Raw genomic sequence first — 17,350 nt, forward strand, 5'->3', positions numbered from 1 at the left:
TAGTGTGAAATATAAGATGACGACACATAGAGTCGTTCTATGGTGCCTCATTAGTTTAAATTGACCAAATGATGTATCATAGCGCTCACCAAAGGTCCGTCATCTAGTGTGAAATATAAAATGACGACACATAGAGCTGTTCTAAAGTACGTCATTAGTTTAAATTGACCAAATGACGTACGATAGCGCTCACCAAAGGTCCGTCATCTAGTGTGAAATATAAGATGACGACATATAGAGCCTATCTATGGTGCCTCATTAGTTTAAATTTCCAAATGACTTACGATAGCGCCCTCCAATGGCAAGCCATCCAATGTCCAAATAAGCAAAAAACAGTAACAAAAATGCCTGTGCGTCATTTGTTCTTCGGCGCTTCACTTGAAAGAGATGTTTTGTCATTGTATTCTTGAATCAAAAGTTTTATTTTTAAGGGGATTTCATGGATACGTTAATTAGACAACTCAAACAATTGAATAATAAAGGGTATAAAGCATATAAAAGTGTTCAGGGTCACTACAAATTTCAGGAATTTGATTTATATATAGATTATGTGCAGGGAGATCCATTTGCTGCGCCTTCCAAAATTCGCATTGTCATACCTGAAAAAACCCGTGCCGTCAAAAATGATTGGTTGGAAACGAAAAGCAGAAAAATTGCCGCAGCAGATGCTTTTGCGCGAAGTGTCGGCAAGTCTGTTCAGCGTCAGCGTTTTGCCATTAAAGGATCGGGCAAAAGCGGATTGATTCTTTTTGATGCTCCGGGGCAGGAAGTAATGGAGCGGAGTGCTGTACAGCTGAATGCTGCCGCCATCACTGTATGCCTGTCTGTCGGATTGCCGGCCAATGGCAGGAAAATTAACGGAAGAGAAGCGGAGAAGTTATTAATTGATGCGGTGCCATCGATTATTCAAAGTTCCGTTCTTACCATAAAAGATGAAGAAATAAATGATGCAATAAAATTAGCCGATCAGCAGGACGAAATCAGAAAGCAAATGAAAGAAAATGATTGGATTGCTTTTATAGCCAATGGTGCTGTTTTGCCGAGGGAGAGCGGGGTCAGCAATCGGCCGCTGAAAAATGCTGTGGCTTTCCAAAGTCCGAAAGAAAATGAAACAGAGCTGAAGATTCCGCATCAGGAAGAGCCAATCAGCGGTATGGCCGTGAAAAAAGGCATTACGCTAATTGTCGGTGGTGGTTACCACGGAAAAAGTACACTGCTGCAGGCGATGGAAAGGGGTGTTTATTCCCATACGAAGGGAGACGGACGTGAGTTTGTTCTTACAGACCGTGATGCTGTGAAAATCCGTTCTGAGGATGGGAGACAGATAACAGGGGTGAATATATCTCCATTTATATCCAATCTGCCCCATGGAAAAGATACGAATTTTTTCTCCACGGAGAATGCCAGCGGCAGCACATCCCAGGCTGCAAATGTGATGGAAGCACTGGAAGCAGGTGCGACTACACTGCTTATTGATGAAGACACGAGTGCGACAAATTTCATGATTCGTGATCACCGGATGCAGCAGCTTGTGACCAAAGATAAGGAACCAATCACTCCTTTTATTGATAAAGTAAAACAGCTGGATGATCAGCATCAAGTATCCACCGTACTTGTCATGGGGGGATCCGGCGATTATTTTGCAGTTGCAGATACAGTAATTATGATGAAAAATTATATTCCATATAATGTTACGGAAGAAGCAAATAAAATTATGCAAAATGACCCGGTTAAGCGGGAGCCACTAGCTGAAGTGGGTTTTGGAAAAATTGCCGATCGCCGTTTCCAGCAAAATTCACTGCAAACGAAAAAAGGAAAACGGAACAAAACCCAGGCAAAGGGATTAACAAAGATCCTCATGGGAAAAACAGAGATTGCTTTTGATGCGACCGAGCAGCTTGTCGATCCGTCGCAAACACGAATGATTGCAGAGATTATACAGTTCCTCGATAATTCGGAAGGCCTGAAAGATAAAACCTTACATGAATTGCTGGATGAAGTGGAAAATCGGATGGACCAAAAAGGTCTCGCCTCTTTTACCGGCTTCAAAGATCAGCATCCGGGGGATATTGCAAGGCCGCGAAGGTATGAGATCGCAGCTGTATTAAACCGCATGAGAACAGCGAAAGTAACACAAAAATAGAAAGGAGGGGCAGCCAATGAATACTGCCAGGCTTAAACAGGAAATTATCGATTACAGCAAAGAAATCGGCATTGATAAAATTGGCTTTGCCTCTGCAGATGTATTTGGCGAATTGAAGGAAAGGCTTCGTCGCCAACAGGAATTGAACTATCAATCAGGTTTGGAAAAAGGAAGCATTGAAGAACGTACAGAGCCGCAACGTCTCATGCCGGAAGCCCAGTCGATTCTTTCCATTGCGCTGGCCTATCCATCCAGAATGGTCAATCCGCCGAAAGGGACAAAAGAAGAAAGGCGCGGGATTTTTGCCCGTGCTTCCTGGGGCACGGATTATCATGTTGTTTTACGTGACAGATTGGAGAAACTGGCAAACTTTATAAAAGAAAAAGTACCGGATGCCAGCACCAAACTCATGGTAGACACAGGAGAATTGTCCGACCGGGCAGTGGCAGAACGTGCCGGCATAGGCTTCAGCGGTAAAAATGCAGCAATCATTACAAAAGAGTTTGGTTCCTTTGTCTATTTGGGGGAGCTGATGACCAATATCCCCTTTGTGCCGGATGAACCGGTGGAAGACAGCTGCGGTGATTGCCGGAAGTGCCTTGATGCCTGCCCGACTGGAGCGCTCGTGCAGGGCGGACAGTTAAATGCACAGCGTTGTATCTCTTTTTTAACCCAAACGAAGGATTTCCTGCCGGATGAATTCCGTTCAAAGATAGGCAATCGGATATATGGATGTGATACATGTCAAGTGGTTTGTCCAAGGAATAAGGGGATTGATTTTCATATCCACCCGGAATTTGAGCCGGATAACGAAACGGAAAAGCCGAAACTAAAGCCGATGCTCCGTATTTCCAATCGGGAGTTCAAGGAAACGTTCGGACATCTTGCCGGCGCCTGGAGAGGAAAAAAACCGTTGCAGCGCAATGCTTTAATTGCACTCGGCCATTTTAAGGATAAGACAGCTGTGGAGGAAATCACTGCTGTACTTCGTCATGATCCACGTCCGATGATCCGTGGAACAGCAGCATGGACGCTCGGTAAAATTGGAACGGAAGAAGCTTTCGCCGCCATTGAAAAAGCAATGGAAAAAGAAGAGGATGAACAAGTAGTGGCGGAAATGGAAAAAGGTCTGGAATTCAGGCATCACCATGTCCCGGTTCGGTAATAGGTGGTTCCTTGTTTGGCCGCCTTTATTTTGACAAGGTTCTGTCCTGATTATGATAATTAGTTGTGAAAACCATAATTTTAAACTGAATCAAGCTATCCCTCCATATAGTAATAGCATTGGAGGGATTTTTTATGGAAAAACTAAAAAAACAGTGGCTTGAATTTTTTCAGGATGAACATTTTTCCGATGACTGGTGGGGAAGAAAGAAAAAGTTATGTCAGGACCGGGGAGCTGATATTGTCAGTATTCAAGGAAATGGACATATTCACCGAACATTACGCTATGATCATAAAACATTACATCATTATTTTCTTCATCTTGCTTTTTTAATCAAACAGAGGGATCATTTTTATTTGGAGGAAACAGTGATACCTTACCAGTTCAGGCTAAAAAATGGGGAAGTGGCAGAACATCGAAAAATGGATATTCAAGCTGAAAATGAAAAAGCAGCCATTCAACCGGAAGATATGATGGGGGAGGCTTCCCAAAATCGTTTTGCCTATGACAGACATACTGCCGTACAATATGCGGAACGTTGGTGGAATAGTTACAATCCGGAATTTCGAAAGTTTGATGTGGATTGTACGAATTATGTTTCCCAATGTTTATATGCAGGTGGAGCACCAATGTGGGGAGCTCCGAATAGGGAGCGGGGCTGGTGGTATGGAGATGATAATTGGAGTTTCAGCTGGGCTGTTGCTCATTCACTCCGCTGGTATTTAAGTGGATCTGAGCAAGGGCTGCAGGGAATTGAAGTGGAAAGAGCTTCTGATTTATCACCTGGCGATGTTATTTGTTATGATTTTGAAGGAGATGGAAGATATGACCACAACACCATCGTAGTGGCCAAGGATGCAAATGGCATGCCTCTCGTTAATGCACATACAGTGAATAGCCGGAATCGCTACTGGTCATATGAAGATTCAACAGCATGGACACCAAATATTGAATACAAATTTTTCAGGATAGGAAATGGTTAATGGTATACTAATCAGGAGGACATTTCAGGGAGGAATTCCGTCTGTATTGTCCGTGAGACCGCTTGTCAAGGACATTTCAGGGAGGAATTCCGTCTGTATTGTCCGTGAGACCGCTTGTCAAGGACAAATCAGCAAGAATTCCGTCTGTATTGTCCATGAAACTGCTTGTCAAGGACATTTATGCACGAATTTCCCTTTATTTTGTCTGTGAAAGTGGAGTTAAAAAGAAGGAGAATGAGAAAGTGAGTTTACATGTCGTCTTATATCAGCCGGAGATTCCGGCAAATACCGGTAATATCGCCAGAACTTGTCTGGCTACGGATACTACGCTCCATTTAATTCATCCGCTTGGTTTTTCCACGGATGATAAAATGTTGAGAAGAGCAGGGCTTGATTACTGGAAAAATGTGGATATCCAAGAATACGATTCTATTGAAGCCCTTTATGCAAAGTATCCAAAGGGAGCTTTTTATTATATAGAGAACTTTGGCAATAAAAAATATACGGATATTGATTTTAGTCATACAGAGGAAGATTTGTTCTTTGTCTTTGGCCGGGAAACAAATGGTATTCCACATCACTTGCTGGAAGGGAAGGAAGACAGGTGTCTGCGCATTCACATGAATGAGAAAGTACGTTCTCTGAATTTATCCAACACAGCGGCTGTTATTATTTATGAAGTGCTGCGGCAACAGGGTTTTCCCGGGATGGAATAAGCAAAGCCGTCATGAATTGAATCATGGCGGCTCTATTTGCTGATGAGAGGAATCATTTATTCCGTGCTTTGTCATATATCACAATGTATATGTGATTTAATGAATAACGATGTAAAGGTAGAGTATCCCCCCACTGAATTAGGAAAGCATTTGATCTTTTTTCGGGACACCAGGTTTTGATTCGTAGCCTGAAGTAAAAAATGATATAAAGAATATCACAATTACTCCTAATATCATTAACAATTTCATACGGTCATCCTCCTAGACAAGATTTCTTTAATATGCCCCTATTATACCTAATAATGCCTGTTATGTGAACTAATGATATAAGTATATTTTATGAACGAAATCATATGAAAATTTCATCAATAAAAACACATGTCACATTGTATTGTATACTGACGTAAAATAAGGTATATTAGTTGAAGTAGTACATCCACAGTCTTATAATGAAAAAAGAGTGTAAGACGCCGTTACATATACGGAAATAGTTAACTTCTAATGGGGGTATAAAAGGTGGCACAAAGTGAAGAATCTCACCAAAGATTCTGGTCGGATTTTCATGGTCCGAACATGGGGTATATTGAAGAGCAATATGAATTGTACAAAGGGGATCGGGAAGCGGTTGACCCGACAATCAAAGAAATGTTCGACCGGCATGGAGCACCGGAATGGCTTACAGGACAACAGCATCCACAGCCATCAGGTACAAAAGAGACATCCATTGACAATGTAAAGAAACTTACCTCAGCAATGAAACTTGTTGAGGCTATTCGTCGTTTCGGTCATTTGGAAGCAGACATCTATCCTGTAGGATTGGAAAAAAAGCGGGTATCTGAACTCGTGGCACCGGAAACGTACGGATTAACGGAGGAAGACTTAAAGAATATTCCGGCCTCCTGGCTATGGGAAAAATCTTCCGGTAATGTGGAGAACGGCTGGGATGTTATTAACACGCTCAAAAAATATTATTCAGGCACCATTACTTTTGAATATGATCATGTAAATAATGACGAAGAACGCCAGTGGCTGCTTGATTTAATAGAATCAGGCAATGCCCGCATGGATTTATCCGATGAAGAAAAGAAACAGTTATTGGAACGTCTGGCCCATGTGGAAGGATTCGAAGCATTTTTGGCAAAGACATTTGTTGGTCAAAAGCGTTTTTCCATTGAAGGGCTGGAAGCAATGGTTCCGATGCTTGATCAGGTTGTTGAATCTGCACTTGAAGACAAAGTGGATAATATCATGATGGGGATGGCACACCGGGGGAGACTTGCTGTCCTTGCTCATGTCCTTGGGAAACCATATGATAAAATCTTTTCCGAGTTCCACCATTCACCGGATAAAGAGCTAATGCCATCAGAAGGTTCCATGGGGATTAACTATGGATGGACAGGTGATGTTAAATATCACTATGGTGCGAAAAAATTAGTGAAAGAAGACGATGAAATCCAAACACGTATCACATTGGCGCATAATCCTTCCCACCTTGAGTTTGTCAACCCGGTTGTTGAAGGGTTTGCCCGGGCGGCACAGGATAATCGTTCGGAAGCCGGCTACCCTGAACAGGACGTAAATAAAGCTATTCCAGTTTTAATTCATGGAGATGCAGCATTTATCGGGGAAGGTGTAGTAGCGGAAACACTGAACATGAGCGGATTGCCTGGATATCGTACAGGCGGAACACTTCATATCATTGCAAATAACCTTGTCGGATATACGACAAATCAGGAAGATGGAAGATCGACAAGATATGCCAGTGATTTGGCCAAAGGTTTTGAAATTCCGATTATCCATGTCAACGCGGATGATCCGATCTCCTGTATATCTGCAATGAAAATCGCTTATGATTACAGGCAGAAATTTCATAAAGATATTTTAATAGATCTGGTAGGGTACCGTCGTTACGGACATAATGAGATGGATGAACCGAGAAGTACCCAGCCTTTATTGTATAAAGAAATTGACAATCATCCTTCTGCAGCAAATGTTTTTGCAAAAACACTGGAAGATAAGGGAACATTGGATCAGGAAGCCTTTACCAAGATCAAGAGTGATGTGGAAAGCCACTTGCGCTCTATTTATAACAGTATGAAAGAAAATGAAACGGTGGACGCAGAAGCGGAAAATATGCCGGTTGCGCTCACAAACGGTCTTGGTCAATTTGACACAGCTGTGGATCTCGACAGATTAAAAGCTTTAAATGAAAGTTTACTGAAGCGTCCGGAAGGCTTTAACGGCTTTAAGAAAGTAGAACGGATTTTAAAACGCCGGGCAGATGCACTGGAAGAAGGAAATAAAGCGGATTGGGGTACAGCGGAAGCATTGGCTTATGCTTCGATCTTAGAGGATGGTATCCCTATCAGATTAACCGGCCAGGATACGGAAAGAGGTACATTCGCACATCGCCACAGCGTTTTGCATGATGTGGAAACAAATGAAAAATTCAGTCCACTGCATGGTTTTGACGGGGTAAATGCAGCATTTGATATACGCAACAGCCCGTTATCGGAAGCGGGTGTATTGGGATTTGAGTACGGATATAGCGTGCAGTCTCCAGAGACATTGGTAATATGGGAGGCGCAGTTTGGTGACTTTGCCAATGCCGCACAGGTGGTGTTTGATCAATTTATTTCGGCTGCCCGGGCAAAATGGGGCGAAAAGTCGAACATGGTTCTATTATTGCCGCACGGGTATGAAGGACAGGGGCCGGAGCATTCCAGTGCGCGTCTGGAGCGGTTCCTGCAGATGGCAGCAGAAAATAACTGGATTGTTGCCTACCCAACATCATCAGCGCAGTTCTTCCATTTGCTCAGAAGGCAGGCTGCTTTACGTGACAGGGAAGAATCCAGACCGTTGGTTGTAATGACGCCAAAAAGCAGCTTGATCCGGAATCAGCGAGTAGCATCGGCGGCTGAAGAATTTACAAACGGAAAGTTTGAACCATTGCGCAACCAGCCGAACTTTGAAGTAAATAAGAAAAAAGCGAAAAGTCTGCTGATCGGCAGCGGAAAAGTGATGGTGGATATTGAAGAAGCCATTGATAATTCGGAGAAAAACTACGATCATTTGCAAATCTTAAGGTTGGAACAGATTTATCCATTCCCTAAAAAAGCATTAGCAGAGAAATTAGATGAGCTCCCTAACCTGGAAGAAGTTGTCTGGGTACAGGAAGAACCGAAAAACATGGGGAGCTGGGACTTTGTGGATAACTATTTAAGGGATATGCTCAAAGAAGGTCAGAAACTGAGATATGTAGGCAGACCGGATCGTTCATCCCCTGCGGTAGGAGTTCCGAACGTGCATAAAACAGAACAGGCACAACTAGTAGAGAGAGCAATCAATCCATCAAAAGGAGGAGATTCTGGTGCAGGAAATTAAAATACCAGAGCTGGCAGAATCAATTACAGAAGGCACTATTGCGGAATGGCTTGTTAAAGAAGGAGAAAAAATCGAAAAAGGGGATCCGGTTGTAGAACTGGAAACAGACAAAGTAAATGTGGAAGTAAACGCTGAAGTTTCCGGTGTGCTTGCTGAAATTACAGCAGGTGAAGGGGAAGATGTAGAAGTAGGAGATGTAATTGGTAAAGTGGATGAAACTGCTGAAGCCGGAAGCACTCCAGCTGAACCGGAAGAAAAACCAAAAGAAGAAGCAAAAGAGGAACCAAAGAAGGAGCAGACAAAGACTGAATCTCCGAAAAAAGAGGACAAAACAGAAGAACCTGTTGGTGATTCAAAAACGGATGTCATTGCTTCTCCAGCTGCAAGAAAACGGGCAAGAGAGCTGAATATTGATTTATCAGAAGTAAGTCCGCGTGATCCGCTGGGACGTGTACGCCCTGAAGATGTCGATGCTGCTGCCAAAGGATCCGGAGAAAAAGCAAGTGCGAAGTCTTCTGGTAAAAAAGAAACGAAAGAAGCGGAGAAGACCGAATTTGATAAACCGGTAGAACGTGTTAAAATGACACGACGCCGCCAAACTATTGCCAAGAATCTTGTTGGTGTACAGCAGGAAGCGGCCATGTTAACTACCTTTAATGAAGTGGATTTAACGAATATCATGAAACTTCGCAGTGAACGCAAAGAAAAATTTGCGGAAAAACATGGTGTAAAGCTCGGTTTCATGTCTTTCTTTACAAAAGCAGTAGTTGGTGCGCTTAAAGAATTCCCGCTGTTAAACGCGGAAATTCAGGGGAATGAAATCGTCAAAAAGAAATTTTACGATATCGGTATCGCTGTATCTACAGATGATGGCTTAGTTGTTCCAGTAGTACGGGATGCGGATCGCCTTGATTTCGCCGGTGTTGAACGTGAAATTAGCGAATTAGGTAAAAAAGCACGTGATAATAAGCTGAAATTGGATGACTTGAAAGGCGGGTCTTTCTCTATTACAAATGGAGGTATCTTTGGATCCATGCTATCAACGCCAATTCTGAATGCACCGCAAGTAGGTATATTGGGAATGCATAATATCCAAAAAAGGGCGATGGTGATGCCTGATGATACGATTGAGGTACGCCCAATGATGTATATTGCATTATCATACGACCACCGTATCGTTGATGGAAAAGAAGCAGTACAGTTCCTTGTACGCATCAAGGAAATGCTGGAAGATCCATATGATCTGCTGCTGGAAGGATAAACAGGAATAGAAAATGGCAGAGACCTCGTTTGGGAGTAAATTCCCATACGAGGTCTTTAATTTTTAGCTGCCACAAAATTAGTTAAATGTTGTTTACCTATTGCAATACGAATGGAAAACAAATACTATATTGTATGTTGTTCAATTTATTCGGAAAGCAAGGTGTAAACATGCGAGACTTCTTTAAACTTAAAGAAAAAAATACGGATATCCGAACAGAAGTAGTTGCAGGGATGACCACATTTCTCACCATGGTGTACATAATTATTGTAAACCCGGCCATATTGTCTTCAGCAGGGGTTCCATTTGACCAAGTGTTTATGGCTACAATTATTGCAGCTGTAGTGGGAACATTATATATGGCGTTATTTGCCAATTATCCAATTGCCATTGCCCCCGGGATGGGGATGAATGCTTACTTTGCCACAGTAGTTGCTGCTCATGGAGTCTCTTATCAAGTAGTTCTGGGGACAGTTTTCTTGGCAGGTGTTATATTTATCTTACTGAGTTTAACGAATTTGCGGGAGACTTTAATTACTGCTATCCCTTCTTCTATAAAGTTTGGCATTACTTCAGGTATTGGCCTTTTTATAGCTTTTATTGGATTGAGGATGGCAGGGATCGTGGTGCCGAATGAGGAAAATATTGTCGGTTTTGGTGACTTGCATGATCCGATGACACAGCTTACCATCGCCGGCCTGTTCATTACACTCATATTATTTGCATGGAAAGTAAAAGGTGCGCTATTTTTAGGAATGATTGCCACAGGTCTGATAGCTATGCTGACGGGATATCTGTATTTTGATGAAGGTTATGTTTCTGCTCCGCCTGCTCCGGTATTTTTTGATATGGATATTTCCGGTGTTTTTACACACGGTCTGTATACTGTTGTACTGGCCTTTTTACTCGTTACAATATTTGATACAACAGGAACCATGATCGGAGTTGCGGAGCAGGCTGGTTTGATGAGAAATGGAACCATGCCCCGCTCAAAATCAGCATTGATGGCAGATGCCACCTCCACCACGGTAGGTGCGATGTTCGGGACAAGCCCTTCTTCAGCTTATGTGGAATCATCCTCTGGGGTGGCTGCAGGTGGAAGAACAGGGCTGACATCGCTTATTGTTGCCGTATTATTTACTTTATCCATTTTCTTTACGCCGATTATTGGAAAGATTGCAGATTTGCCTGCCATCACTGCTCCTGTTCTGATTATTGTCGGTTGTTTTATGATGGAGGGGCTGGCAAGGATTGATTGGAAAACCTTTGATGAAGCATTTCCGGCCTTTGCCATCATTCTGACCATGCCATTAACATCCAGTATTGCCACTGGTATAGCGATCGGGTTTATCACATACCCGCTGCTTAAACTGGTAAGTGGCAAAGGAAAAGATGTTCATTGGATTATTTACTTCTTTGGTGTAGTCTTTGTGCTGCAAATGATCTTCTTTCCTGCACATTAATATGAAAAAAGAAAGTCCTGTAAAAATGACGGGACTTTCTTTTTTTTATGTTAGTAAATCCGTTATAAGGGAACAACTAATTAGGGTATATAAAAAATGCATGGTTATTTAAAATTACTGAAAAAACGTAAAGGAGCGTTGTGTTATGGGAATCCTCCTCGGGATTTTAGCTGTGCTTGTTGTGTTAGGAATCGCTTTTTTACTTTCCAATGACAGAAAAAACATAAACTATAAAGGTATTGGAATTATGATTATTTTGCAGTTGTTGATTACGTGGTTTATGTTCTCCACCCAGATTGGTCAAAATATTATCAATGGTATAGCTGCAGGTTTTAATCAATTGATTGAGTACGGCACGGTCGGTATAGAATTTGTAGTTGGGGGTTTTGTCATCGATGAGGGTGGCGTGTTTTTCTTTAATGTGCTGCTCTTAATTATCTTTTTTGCTACCATTCTTTCTGTACTTACTTATTTAAGAATACTTCCGACAATCATTAAATATATCGGGGGTATTATTTCGAAAATTACCGGCCTGCCAAGGGTTGAATCATTCAATGCTGTAAATAGTATCTTTTTTGGACAATCTGAAGCTTTGATTGCCATTAGAACCCAATTCCATCACTTAAACAGAAACCGGCTATATATTGTCAGTGCGTCTGCGATGAGTTCCGTCTCAGCTTCCATCGTGGGTGCTTATATTCAAATGCTGCCAGCATCCTATGTTTTGCTGGCATTACCACTCAACATGTTCAGTGCACTTATTATCGCTTCCATCATTGCACCGGTAAGCGTACCAAAAGAGAAAGATGTCGTGGATATAAAAAATGTAACCAATGACAGAAGTGTATTTGAAGCGATGGGTAATGGCGCATTGGAAGGCGGTAAAATTGCATTAATCGTTGCTGCGATGTTAATAGCGTTTATTGCTTCTCTGGAACTGGTAAATGGTTTAATTCAGTTGATCTTTGCAGGCGTTACGCTTCAGGAGATATTGGGCTATATTCTGGCGCCGATTGGTATATTAATGGGGATTGCTCCGGATGAAGTCATCCGGGCAGGTTCTGTGATGGGAACGAAAATAGTTACAAATGAGTTTGTCGCGATGCTGGACTTCCAACCTATGATGAATGAGGTATCAGAAAAGACGGTAGGTATCGTTACTGTCTTTCTTACAAGCTTTGCTAACTTTTCCTCTATCGGGATCATTGCAGGTACCGTAAAAGGGATTGACAGTGAAAAAGCAATCAGCGTATCAGGGTTTGGGATGAAGTTGCTGGTCGGTGCTACGTTGGCTTCCATATTATCTGCGACGATAGTTGGACTTTTTCTGTAAGGGAAAATGATTAATTGACTGCTTACACTACCAGGCTTTGTAACGACAACCTGATACAAAGCCAGGTGGGTGTGTACCGAAACAGGAATAAAGGAGTTTGTCCATAGTTCATTTCTCCTGGATACGTTTATGTAAGCAGATGGGAGTCAATAATAAACAAATTTGCTTTACATCTGCACTTCCTTTTTTTATTATTTTCTAATAGGATAGAGATGGAACAGTTTTGTTCGGTATAGGAAAGAAAGGAAGTATTAGATGAAGAAAAAAAGTATGATATTTACAGGTGGGGGAACCGCCGGACACGTCGTGGTTAATCTTGCTTTAATACCTGAGTATTTGGATAAAGGATGGGAAATTGATTATATTGGCTCTATAGATGGTATTGAAAGAAATCTTATTGAGCAGTTGGAGGGAGTGACGTATCATCCCATTTCAACGGGAAAGCTTCGAAGGTATATTTCCAGAGAAAACTTAAAGGATCCTTTTAAAGTACTAAAGGGGACGATGCAGGCAAGAAAAATATTAAAAAAGAAAAAACCTTCCATTGTATTCTCAAAAGGTGGTTTTGTTTCGGTGCCGGTAGTGCTTGCAGCAAAGATGCAAAGGGTACCTGCTGTCATTCATGAGTCCGATTATACACCGGGATTGGCAAATAAAATTGCAATTCCTTTTGCCCGGAAAGTTTTGGCGACATTTTCTGAAACGATGGAATATTTGCCTGAGAAGAAAAGAGAATATGTCGGTGCTGTCATGCGGGAGGAGCTTTTTCAGGGAAGCAGGGAAATAGGCCTGGAGCTCGCCGGACTTTCAAAAGATAAACCGATTCTGTTAATTATGGGCGGCAGCGCCGGCTCTCAAAAGCTGAACAGTATCATAAGAGAGAATCTGCAGGAATTACTTAATAAATTTCAAATCATTCATATTTGCGGTAAAGATAACGTGGATGAGTCAATTCGTACAAAGGGGTATTCCCAATTTGAATATATAAATGAGGAACTTAAGCACATTTTTGCTGCAACAGATTTAGTCGTTTCCAGAGCAGGTGCGAATGCTATCTTTGAGTTTCTTGCTTTGCGTATTCCCATGCTGCTTATTCCTTTATCCTTAAAAGCAAGCCGGGGCGACCAGATTGTGAATGCAAGATCTTTTAAAGAAAAACAGTATGCACGCGTTCTGCAGGAAGAGGATTTGTCGGAAGAAACACTTTTGACAGAGTTGGACCAACTGCAAAAACGTGCGCCTGTCATGATTGATAAAATGAAAGAATATAAAAGTGAAAAGGCACGTGAACGGGTGATGGAAATCATTCGGGAAGTGAGAAAATAGAAGATCAGCCTTCTGTATAAATGCAGAGGGTTATTTTTTTTGAGAATAAAGTCATGAAAATAAATTTAAATTTTATGGGATTATCGATTCATTTGGCGTATTCGGAAGTTATTTAGACTATATTGCTAATAACCGGGGATTATATTGAATTGACTGTTGTATTAGCATAGTTACAAGATTATTTTGCTCTTTAACCAAATTGATTATATAGGATTTTTTTATTAGAATTAATTTGTTACAGAAAAATTACAAGTTTTTCTCCCCATGCCTTCTATAATTTTGCTTCCGCTCGTGTTACATTTTCAATCATGTAAATTTTTATACAGGGCAGTAATTTTATGAATACGTAGATATTTCAAGGAAAAGGAGTAGTAAAAAAATGAAAAAGATATTATTATCATTTTCTGCAGTACTTCTAATGGTACTAGCTGCATGCGGTGGTGATTCCGGAACAGAAGGAGACATAGATACCATCGTGTTTGCTGATGCCGGATGGGACAGTATCAGAGTCCATAACAGTATTGCGCAAACCATTATTGAGGAAGGGTTTGGATATGATACAGATGTAACTGCCGGTTCAACACCAGCTACAATTCAAGGGTTGCGGGATGGTGACATAAATGCTTATACGGAAATCTGGACTGATAACATAAGAGAAGCTTATGAGGAAGCCGTTGAAGCAGGGGATATTGAGGTTCTTTCCACCAACTTTGATGATAATGATCAGGGGCTGTATGTTCCGACATATGTAATTGAAGGCGATCCTGAGCGAGGTATTGAACCAATGGCGCCGGATTTAAGAACAGTGGAGGATTTAAAAGATTATCCGGAAGTATTTGAAGATCCGGAAGATCCAGACCGCGGCAGAGTAATCAACGCGCCAAGCGGCTGGGCAGTTGCCGATCATATAGATGATAAATTTGACGTATACGGGCTTGATGAAACATTAAATAACTTTATGCCCGGTTCTGATGCTGCCATTGTTGCGGACTTGGCATCAGCCTATGACAATGGTGAGGCATGGGTTGGCTACTATTGGTCCCCAACCTGGGTGACGGCGGAATTTGACTTAACACTGCTGGAAGAAGACCCGTATGATGAAGAAGTATGGAATGAAACAAGAGCTACTGAATTCCCACCGAATGATGTAGTAGTTGCAGTTCACAAAGATATGCCTGATCAAGCACCGGATGTGGTGGAATTTCTCAGCAATTATGAAACAAGTACTGAATTGACGGAAGAAGCGCTCATCTATATGGACGAAAATGATGCTTCCGCTGAAGAAGCAGCGATCTGGTGGATGAACGAACATGAAGATATTTGGACTGGTTGGGTTTCTGAAGAAGTAGCTGAAGATGTAAAAGAGGCTATACAGTAACGAGAAAGCAGCTGGCAGTCCAGCTGCTTTCTGAATTTGGAGGTGAAAAGACCATATAAAAATGTGGTCGGTATATGAATACATTTCCCGATATACAGACACAAATAGGAAATTATGTAGATGATTTTGTCAGTTTTCTTGATACCACATTTGCACGGTTTTTTGACTTTATTTATTTTATTGCTTCACGTACCATCAACATGATTGACGATTTCCTTGTATGGCTCCCATGGTGGTTATTCATTGTCTTTATCTTTTTACTGGGATGGTACTTTAAATCGGTGTTTGCAGGATTGCTTTACAGCTTTTTTATCTTTCTAATTGGTACATTTGGCCTGTGGCTGGATATGATGACTACCATTGCGATTATTATCACAGCAGTGATTATTTGTTTAATTATCGGTATCCCTCTTGGTGTATGGATGGCTATGAGCAAAGGATTTTCCACGGTGATGCGGCCACTTTTGGATGCGATGCAGACGATGCCGAGTTTTGTATATTTGATACCCGCTATCTTTTTCTTTGGTTTAGGTAATGTATCTGCTATATTTGCAACATTAATCTATGCAGTGCCCCCCGTGATACGACTGACGGAATTGGCCATACGGGGTGTTGACAAAGAAGTGGTGGAATCAGCACAATCATTTGGTTCATCCAGATGGCAAATACTTCAAAAAGTTCAGCTTCCCCAGGCAGTCCCGACCATCATGGCGGGTGTAAACCAGACAACCATGATGGCACTGGCGATGGTGGTTATTGCATCCATGGTAGGTGCTTCAGGGCTGGGAGAGCAGGTATTGGTATCCATTAATCGAATTGATATTGCCCTGGGATTTGAAGCAGGAATCAGTATCGTATTTTTGGCGATAATTATTGACAGGATTACGAACGGAATTGTAGAGAAACTGCAAAAGAAGAGAGGGGGTTAATGCATGACCACAAAGGTAAAGTTACAGCATGTATCTAAAATTTTCGGTCCAAGGCCAAAGTCCGTCATACCAATGATTCAAGAAGGTAAAACCAAGGCTGAAATTTTAGAGGAGACAAACCATACCGTTGGCGTGTATGATGCCTCATTTGAAATAAAAAAGGGCGAAGTATTTGTCATTATGGGTCTCTCCGGGAGTGGGAAATCCACATTAATCCGCTGTTTTAATATGCTGAATAAGCCTACAGACGGTTCTATTTTTGTGGATGACGAGGATATTGTGAAATATTCCTCCACTCAGCTAAAAGAATTCAGGCAGAAAAAAGTAGCGATGGTTTTCCAGCATTTTGGTTTATTCAACCATCGGACGATTTTGGCAAATGTGGAATATGGACTTGAAATACGTGGTGTGTCCAAGGAAGAAAGACGGAAAATTGCCAGGAAAAATATTGAGAGTGTCGGGTTAATGGGGTATGAGGATAAATTTCCCGATGAATTATCAGGGGGAATGCAGCAACGTGTTGGCTTGGCAAGGGCGCTTGCCAATGACCCGGATATTTTGTTAATGGATGAACCTTTCAGTGCTCTGGATCCGCTGATCCGCCGTGAAATGCAATTGGAGCTTCTTGACCTGCAGGAACGTTTGCAGAAAACGATTATTTTTATTACCCATGATGTAAATGAGGCTTTTAAACTTGGCGATCGTGTAGCAGTGATGAAGGATGGTCGGGTAGTGCAGGTGGGAACACCGGAGGAGATTATCGAAGCACCGGCAAATGACTATATATCCGAGTTTATTAAAGACATTGACAGATCAAAAGTTTTTCAGGCCGAGCACATTATGATTAAGCCAAACGCCCTGGTTTCCATAAAGGACGGTTTAAATGTGGCTGTCAAAGAAATGAAAGAAAACGGTTTGTCCAGTGTGTTCGTTGTTGATCGGGGCCGGCGTCTGAAAGGGATTGCAACGATAGATGATGCGGTGAAAGGAATAAAAGAAAAACAGACATTGGAAGAAACTATGCACCAGGAGATTACCTCAGTAAAATCGGATGAATATGTGAATGATTTGATCCCAAAAGCATTGGAATCCAGTTTACCATTAGTAGTCGTTGATGATAACAGAAAATTACTGGGAATTATTCTGCGCGTACACGTACTATCGGGCTTAGTTTCCGAGGAAGTAGAAGAGACGGAAGAATATAACGGATAATTTATTGAGACTGTTCCTATCAGGGGGAACAGTCTTATTTTTTTATTAAGTTTTTCT

Annotated in this window: 12 protein-coding genes; all 12 read left to right on the top strand. The window is 41.7% G+C overall.

The window, feature by feature from the left end; genetic code table 11:
- The first annotated feature begins 439 nt into the window (after window positions 1–439).
- The 12 genes from ACZ42C_RS20415 to ACZ42C_RS20470 all read left to right on the top strand — a co-directional run bounded on the left by ACZ42C_RS20415 (window position 440) and on the right by ACZ42C_RS20470 (window position 17,293).
- Window positions 440–2,143 carry an ABC-ATPase domain-containing protein gene (locus ACZ42C_RS20415; protein ID WP_461182120.1) on the top strand — a complete coding sequence of 568 codons (1,704 nt, stop codon included), beginning with the start codon at window positions 440–442 and terminating at the stop codon, window positions 2,141–2,143.
- A 16-nt stretch (window positions 2,144–2,159) separates the two neighbouring features.
- Window positions 2,160–3,308 carry a tRNA epoxyqueuosine(34) reductase QueG gene (queG, locus tag ACZ42C_RS20420; RefSeq protein WP_461182119.1) on the top strand — a complete coding sequence of 383 codons (1,149 nt, stop codon included), beginning with the start codon at window positions 2,160–2,162 and terminating at the stop codon, window positions 3,306–3,308.
- A gap of 134 nt (window positions 3,309–3,442) precedes the next feature.
- The gene (locus ACZ42C_RS20425; RefSeq protein WP_461182118.1) at window positions 3,443–4,291 is read left to right on the top strand and encodes an amidase domain-containing protein; all 849 of its coding nucleotides are present in this window, start codon (window positions 3,443–3,445) and stop codon (window positions 4,289–4,291) included.
- A 242-nt stretch (window positions 4,292–4,533) separates the two neighbouring features.
- Window positions 4,534–5,007 carry a tRNA (uridine(34)/cytosine(34)/5-carboxymethylaminomethyluridine(34)-2'-O)-methyltransferase TrmL gene (gene trmL / locus ACZ42C_RS20430; protein ID WP_461182128.1) on the top strand — a complete coding sequence of 158 codons (474 nt, stop codon included), beginning with the start codon at window positions 4,534–4,536 and terminating at the stop codon, window positions 5,005–5,007.
- Window positions 5,008–5,523: 516 nt separating this feature from the next.
- A complete protein-coding gene (locus ACZ42C_RS20435) occupies window positions 5,524–8,391 on the top strand; it encodes a 2-oxoglutarate dehydrogenase E1 component (protein WP_461182117.1) in 2,868 nt (955 codons plus the stop codon).
- A complete protein-coding gene (gene odhB / locus ACZ42C_RS20440) occupies window positions 8,378–9,652 on the top strand; it encodes a 2-oxoglutarate dehydrogenase complex dihydrolipoyllysine-residue succinyltransferase (protein WP_461182116.1) in 1,275 nt (424 codons plus the stop codon). The genes ACZ42C_RS20435 and odhB overlap by 14 nt, the downstream gene beginning before the upstream one ends.
- Window positions 9,653–9,822: 170 nt before the next feature.
- Window positions 9,823–11,115: an NCS2 family permease gene (locus ACZ42C_RS20445; protein WP_461182115.1), complete on the top strand. Its 1,293-nt coding sequence runs from the start codon at window positions 9,823–9,825 to the stop codon at window positions 11,113–11,115.
- A gap of 145 nt (window positions 11,116–11,260) precedes the next feature.
- Window positions 11,261–12,448 carry a NupC/NupG family nucleoside CNT transporter gene (locus tag ACZ42C_RS20450; RefSeq protein WP_461182114.1) on the top strand — a complete coding sequence of 396 codons (1,188 nt, stop codon included), beginning with the start codon at window positions 11,261–11,263 and terminating at the stop codon, window positions 12,446–12,448.
- 255 nt (window positions 12,449–12,703) lie between these two features.
- Window positions 12,704–13,774, top strand: coding sequence for an undecaprenyldiphospho-muramoylpentapeptide beta-N-acetylglucosaminyltransferase (locus tag ACZ42C_RS20455; RefSeq protein WP_461182113.1), 1,071 nt, complete (start codon window positions 12,704–12,706; stop codon window positions 13,772–13,774).
- A gap of 379 nt (window positions 13,775–14,153) precedes the next feature.
- A complete protein-coding gene (locus ACZ42C_RS20460; protein ID WP_461182112.1) occupies window positions 14,154–15,152 on the top strand; it encodes an ABC transporter substrate-binding protein in 999 nt (332 codons plus the stop codon).
- A 74-nt stretch (window positions 15,153–15,226) separates the two neighbouring features.
- A complete protein-coding gene (locus ACZ42C_RS20465) occupies window positions 15,227–16,081 on the top strand; it encodes an ABC transporter permease (RefSeq protein ID WP_461182111.1) in 855 nt (284 codons plus the stop codon).
- A gap of 3 nt (window positions 16,082–16,084) precedes the next feature.
- Window positions 16,085–17,293 (top strand): quaternary amine ABC transporter ATP-binding protein, encoded by a 1,209-nt coding sequence (locus ACZ42C_RS20470; RefSeq protein ID WP_461182110.1) that lies wholly within the window; start codon window positions 16,085–16,087, stop codon window positions 17,291–17,293.
- The last annotated feature ends 57 nt before the right edge of the window (window positions 17,294–17,350 follow it).

This window comes from Virgibacillus kimchii (genome assembly GCF_055379185.1).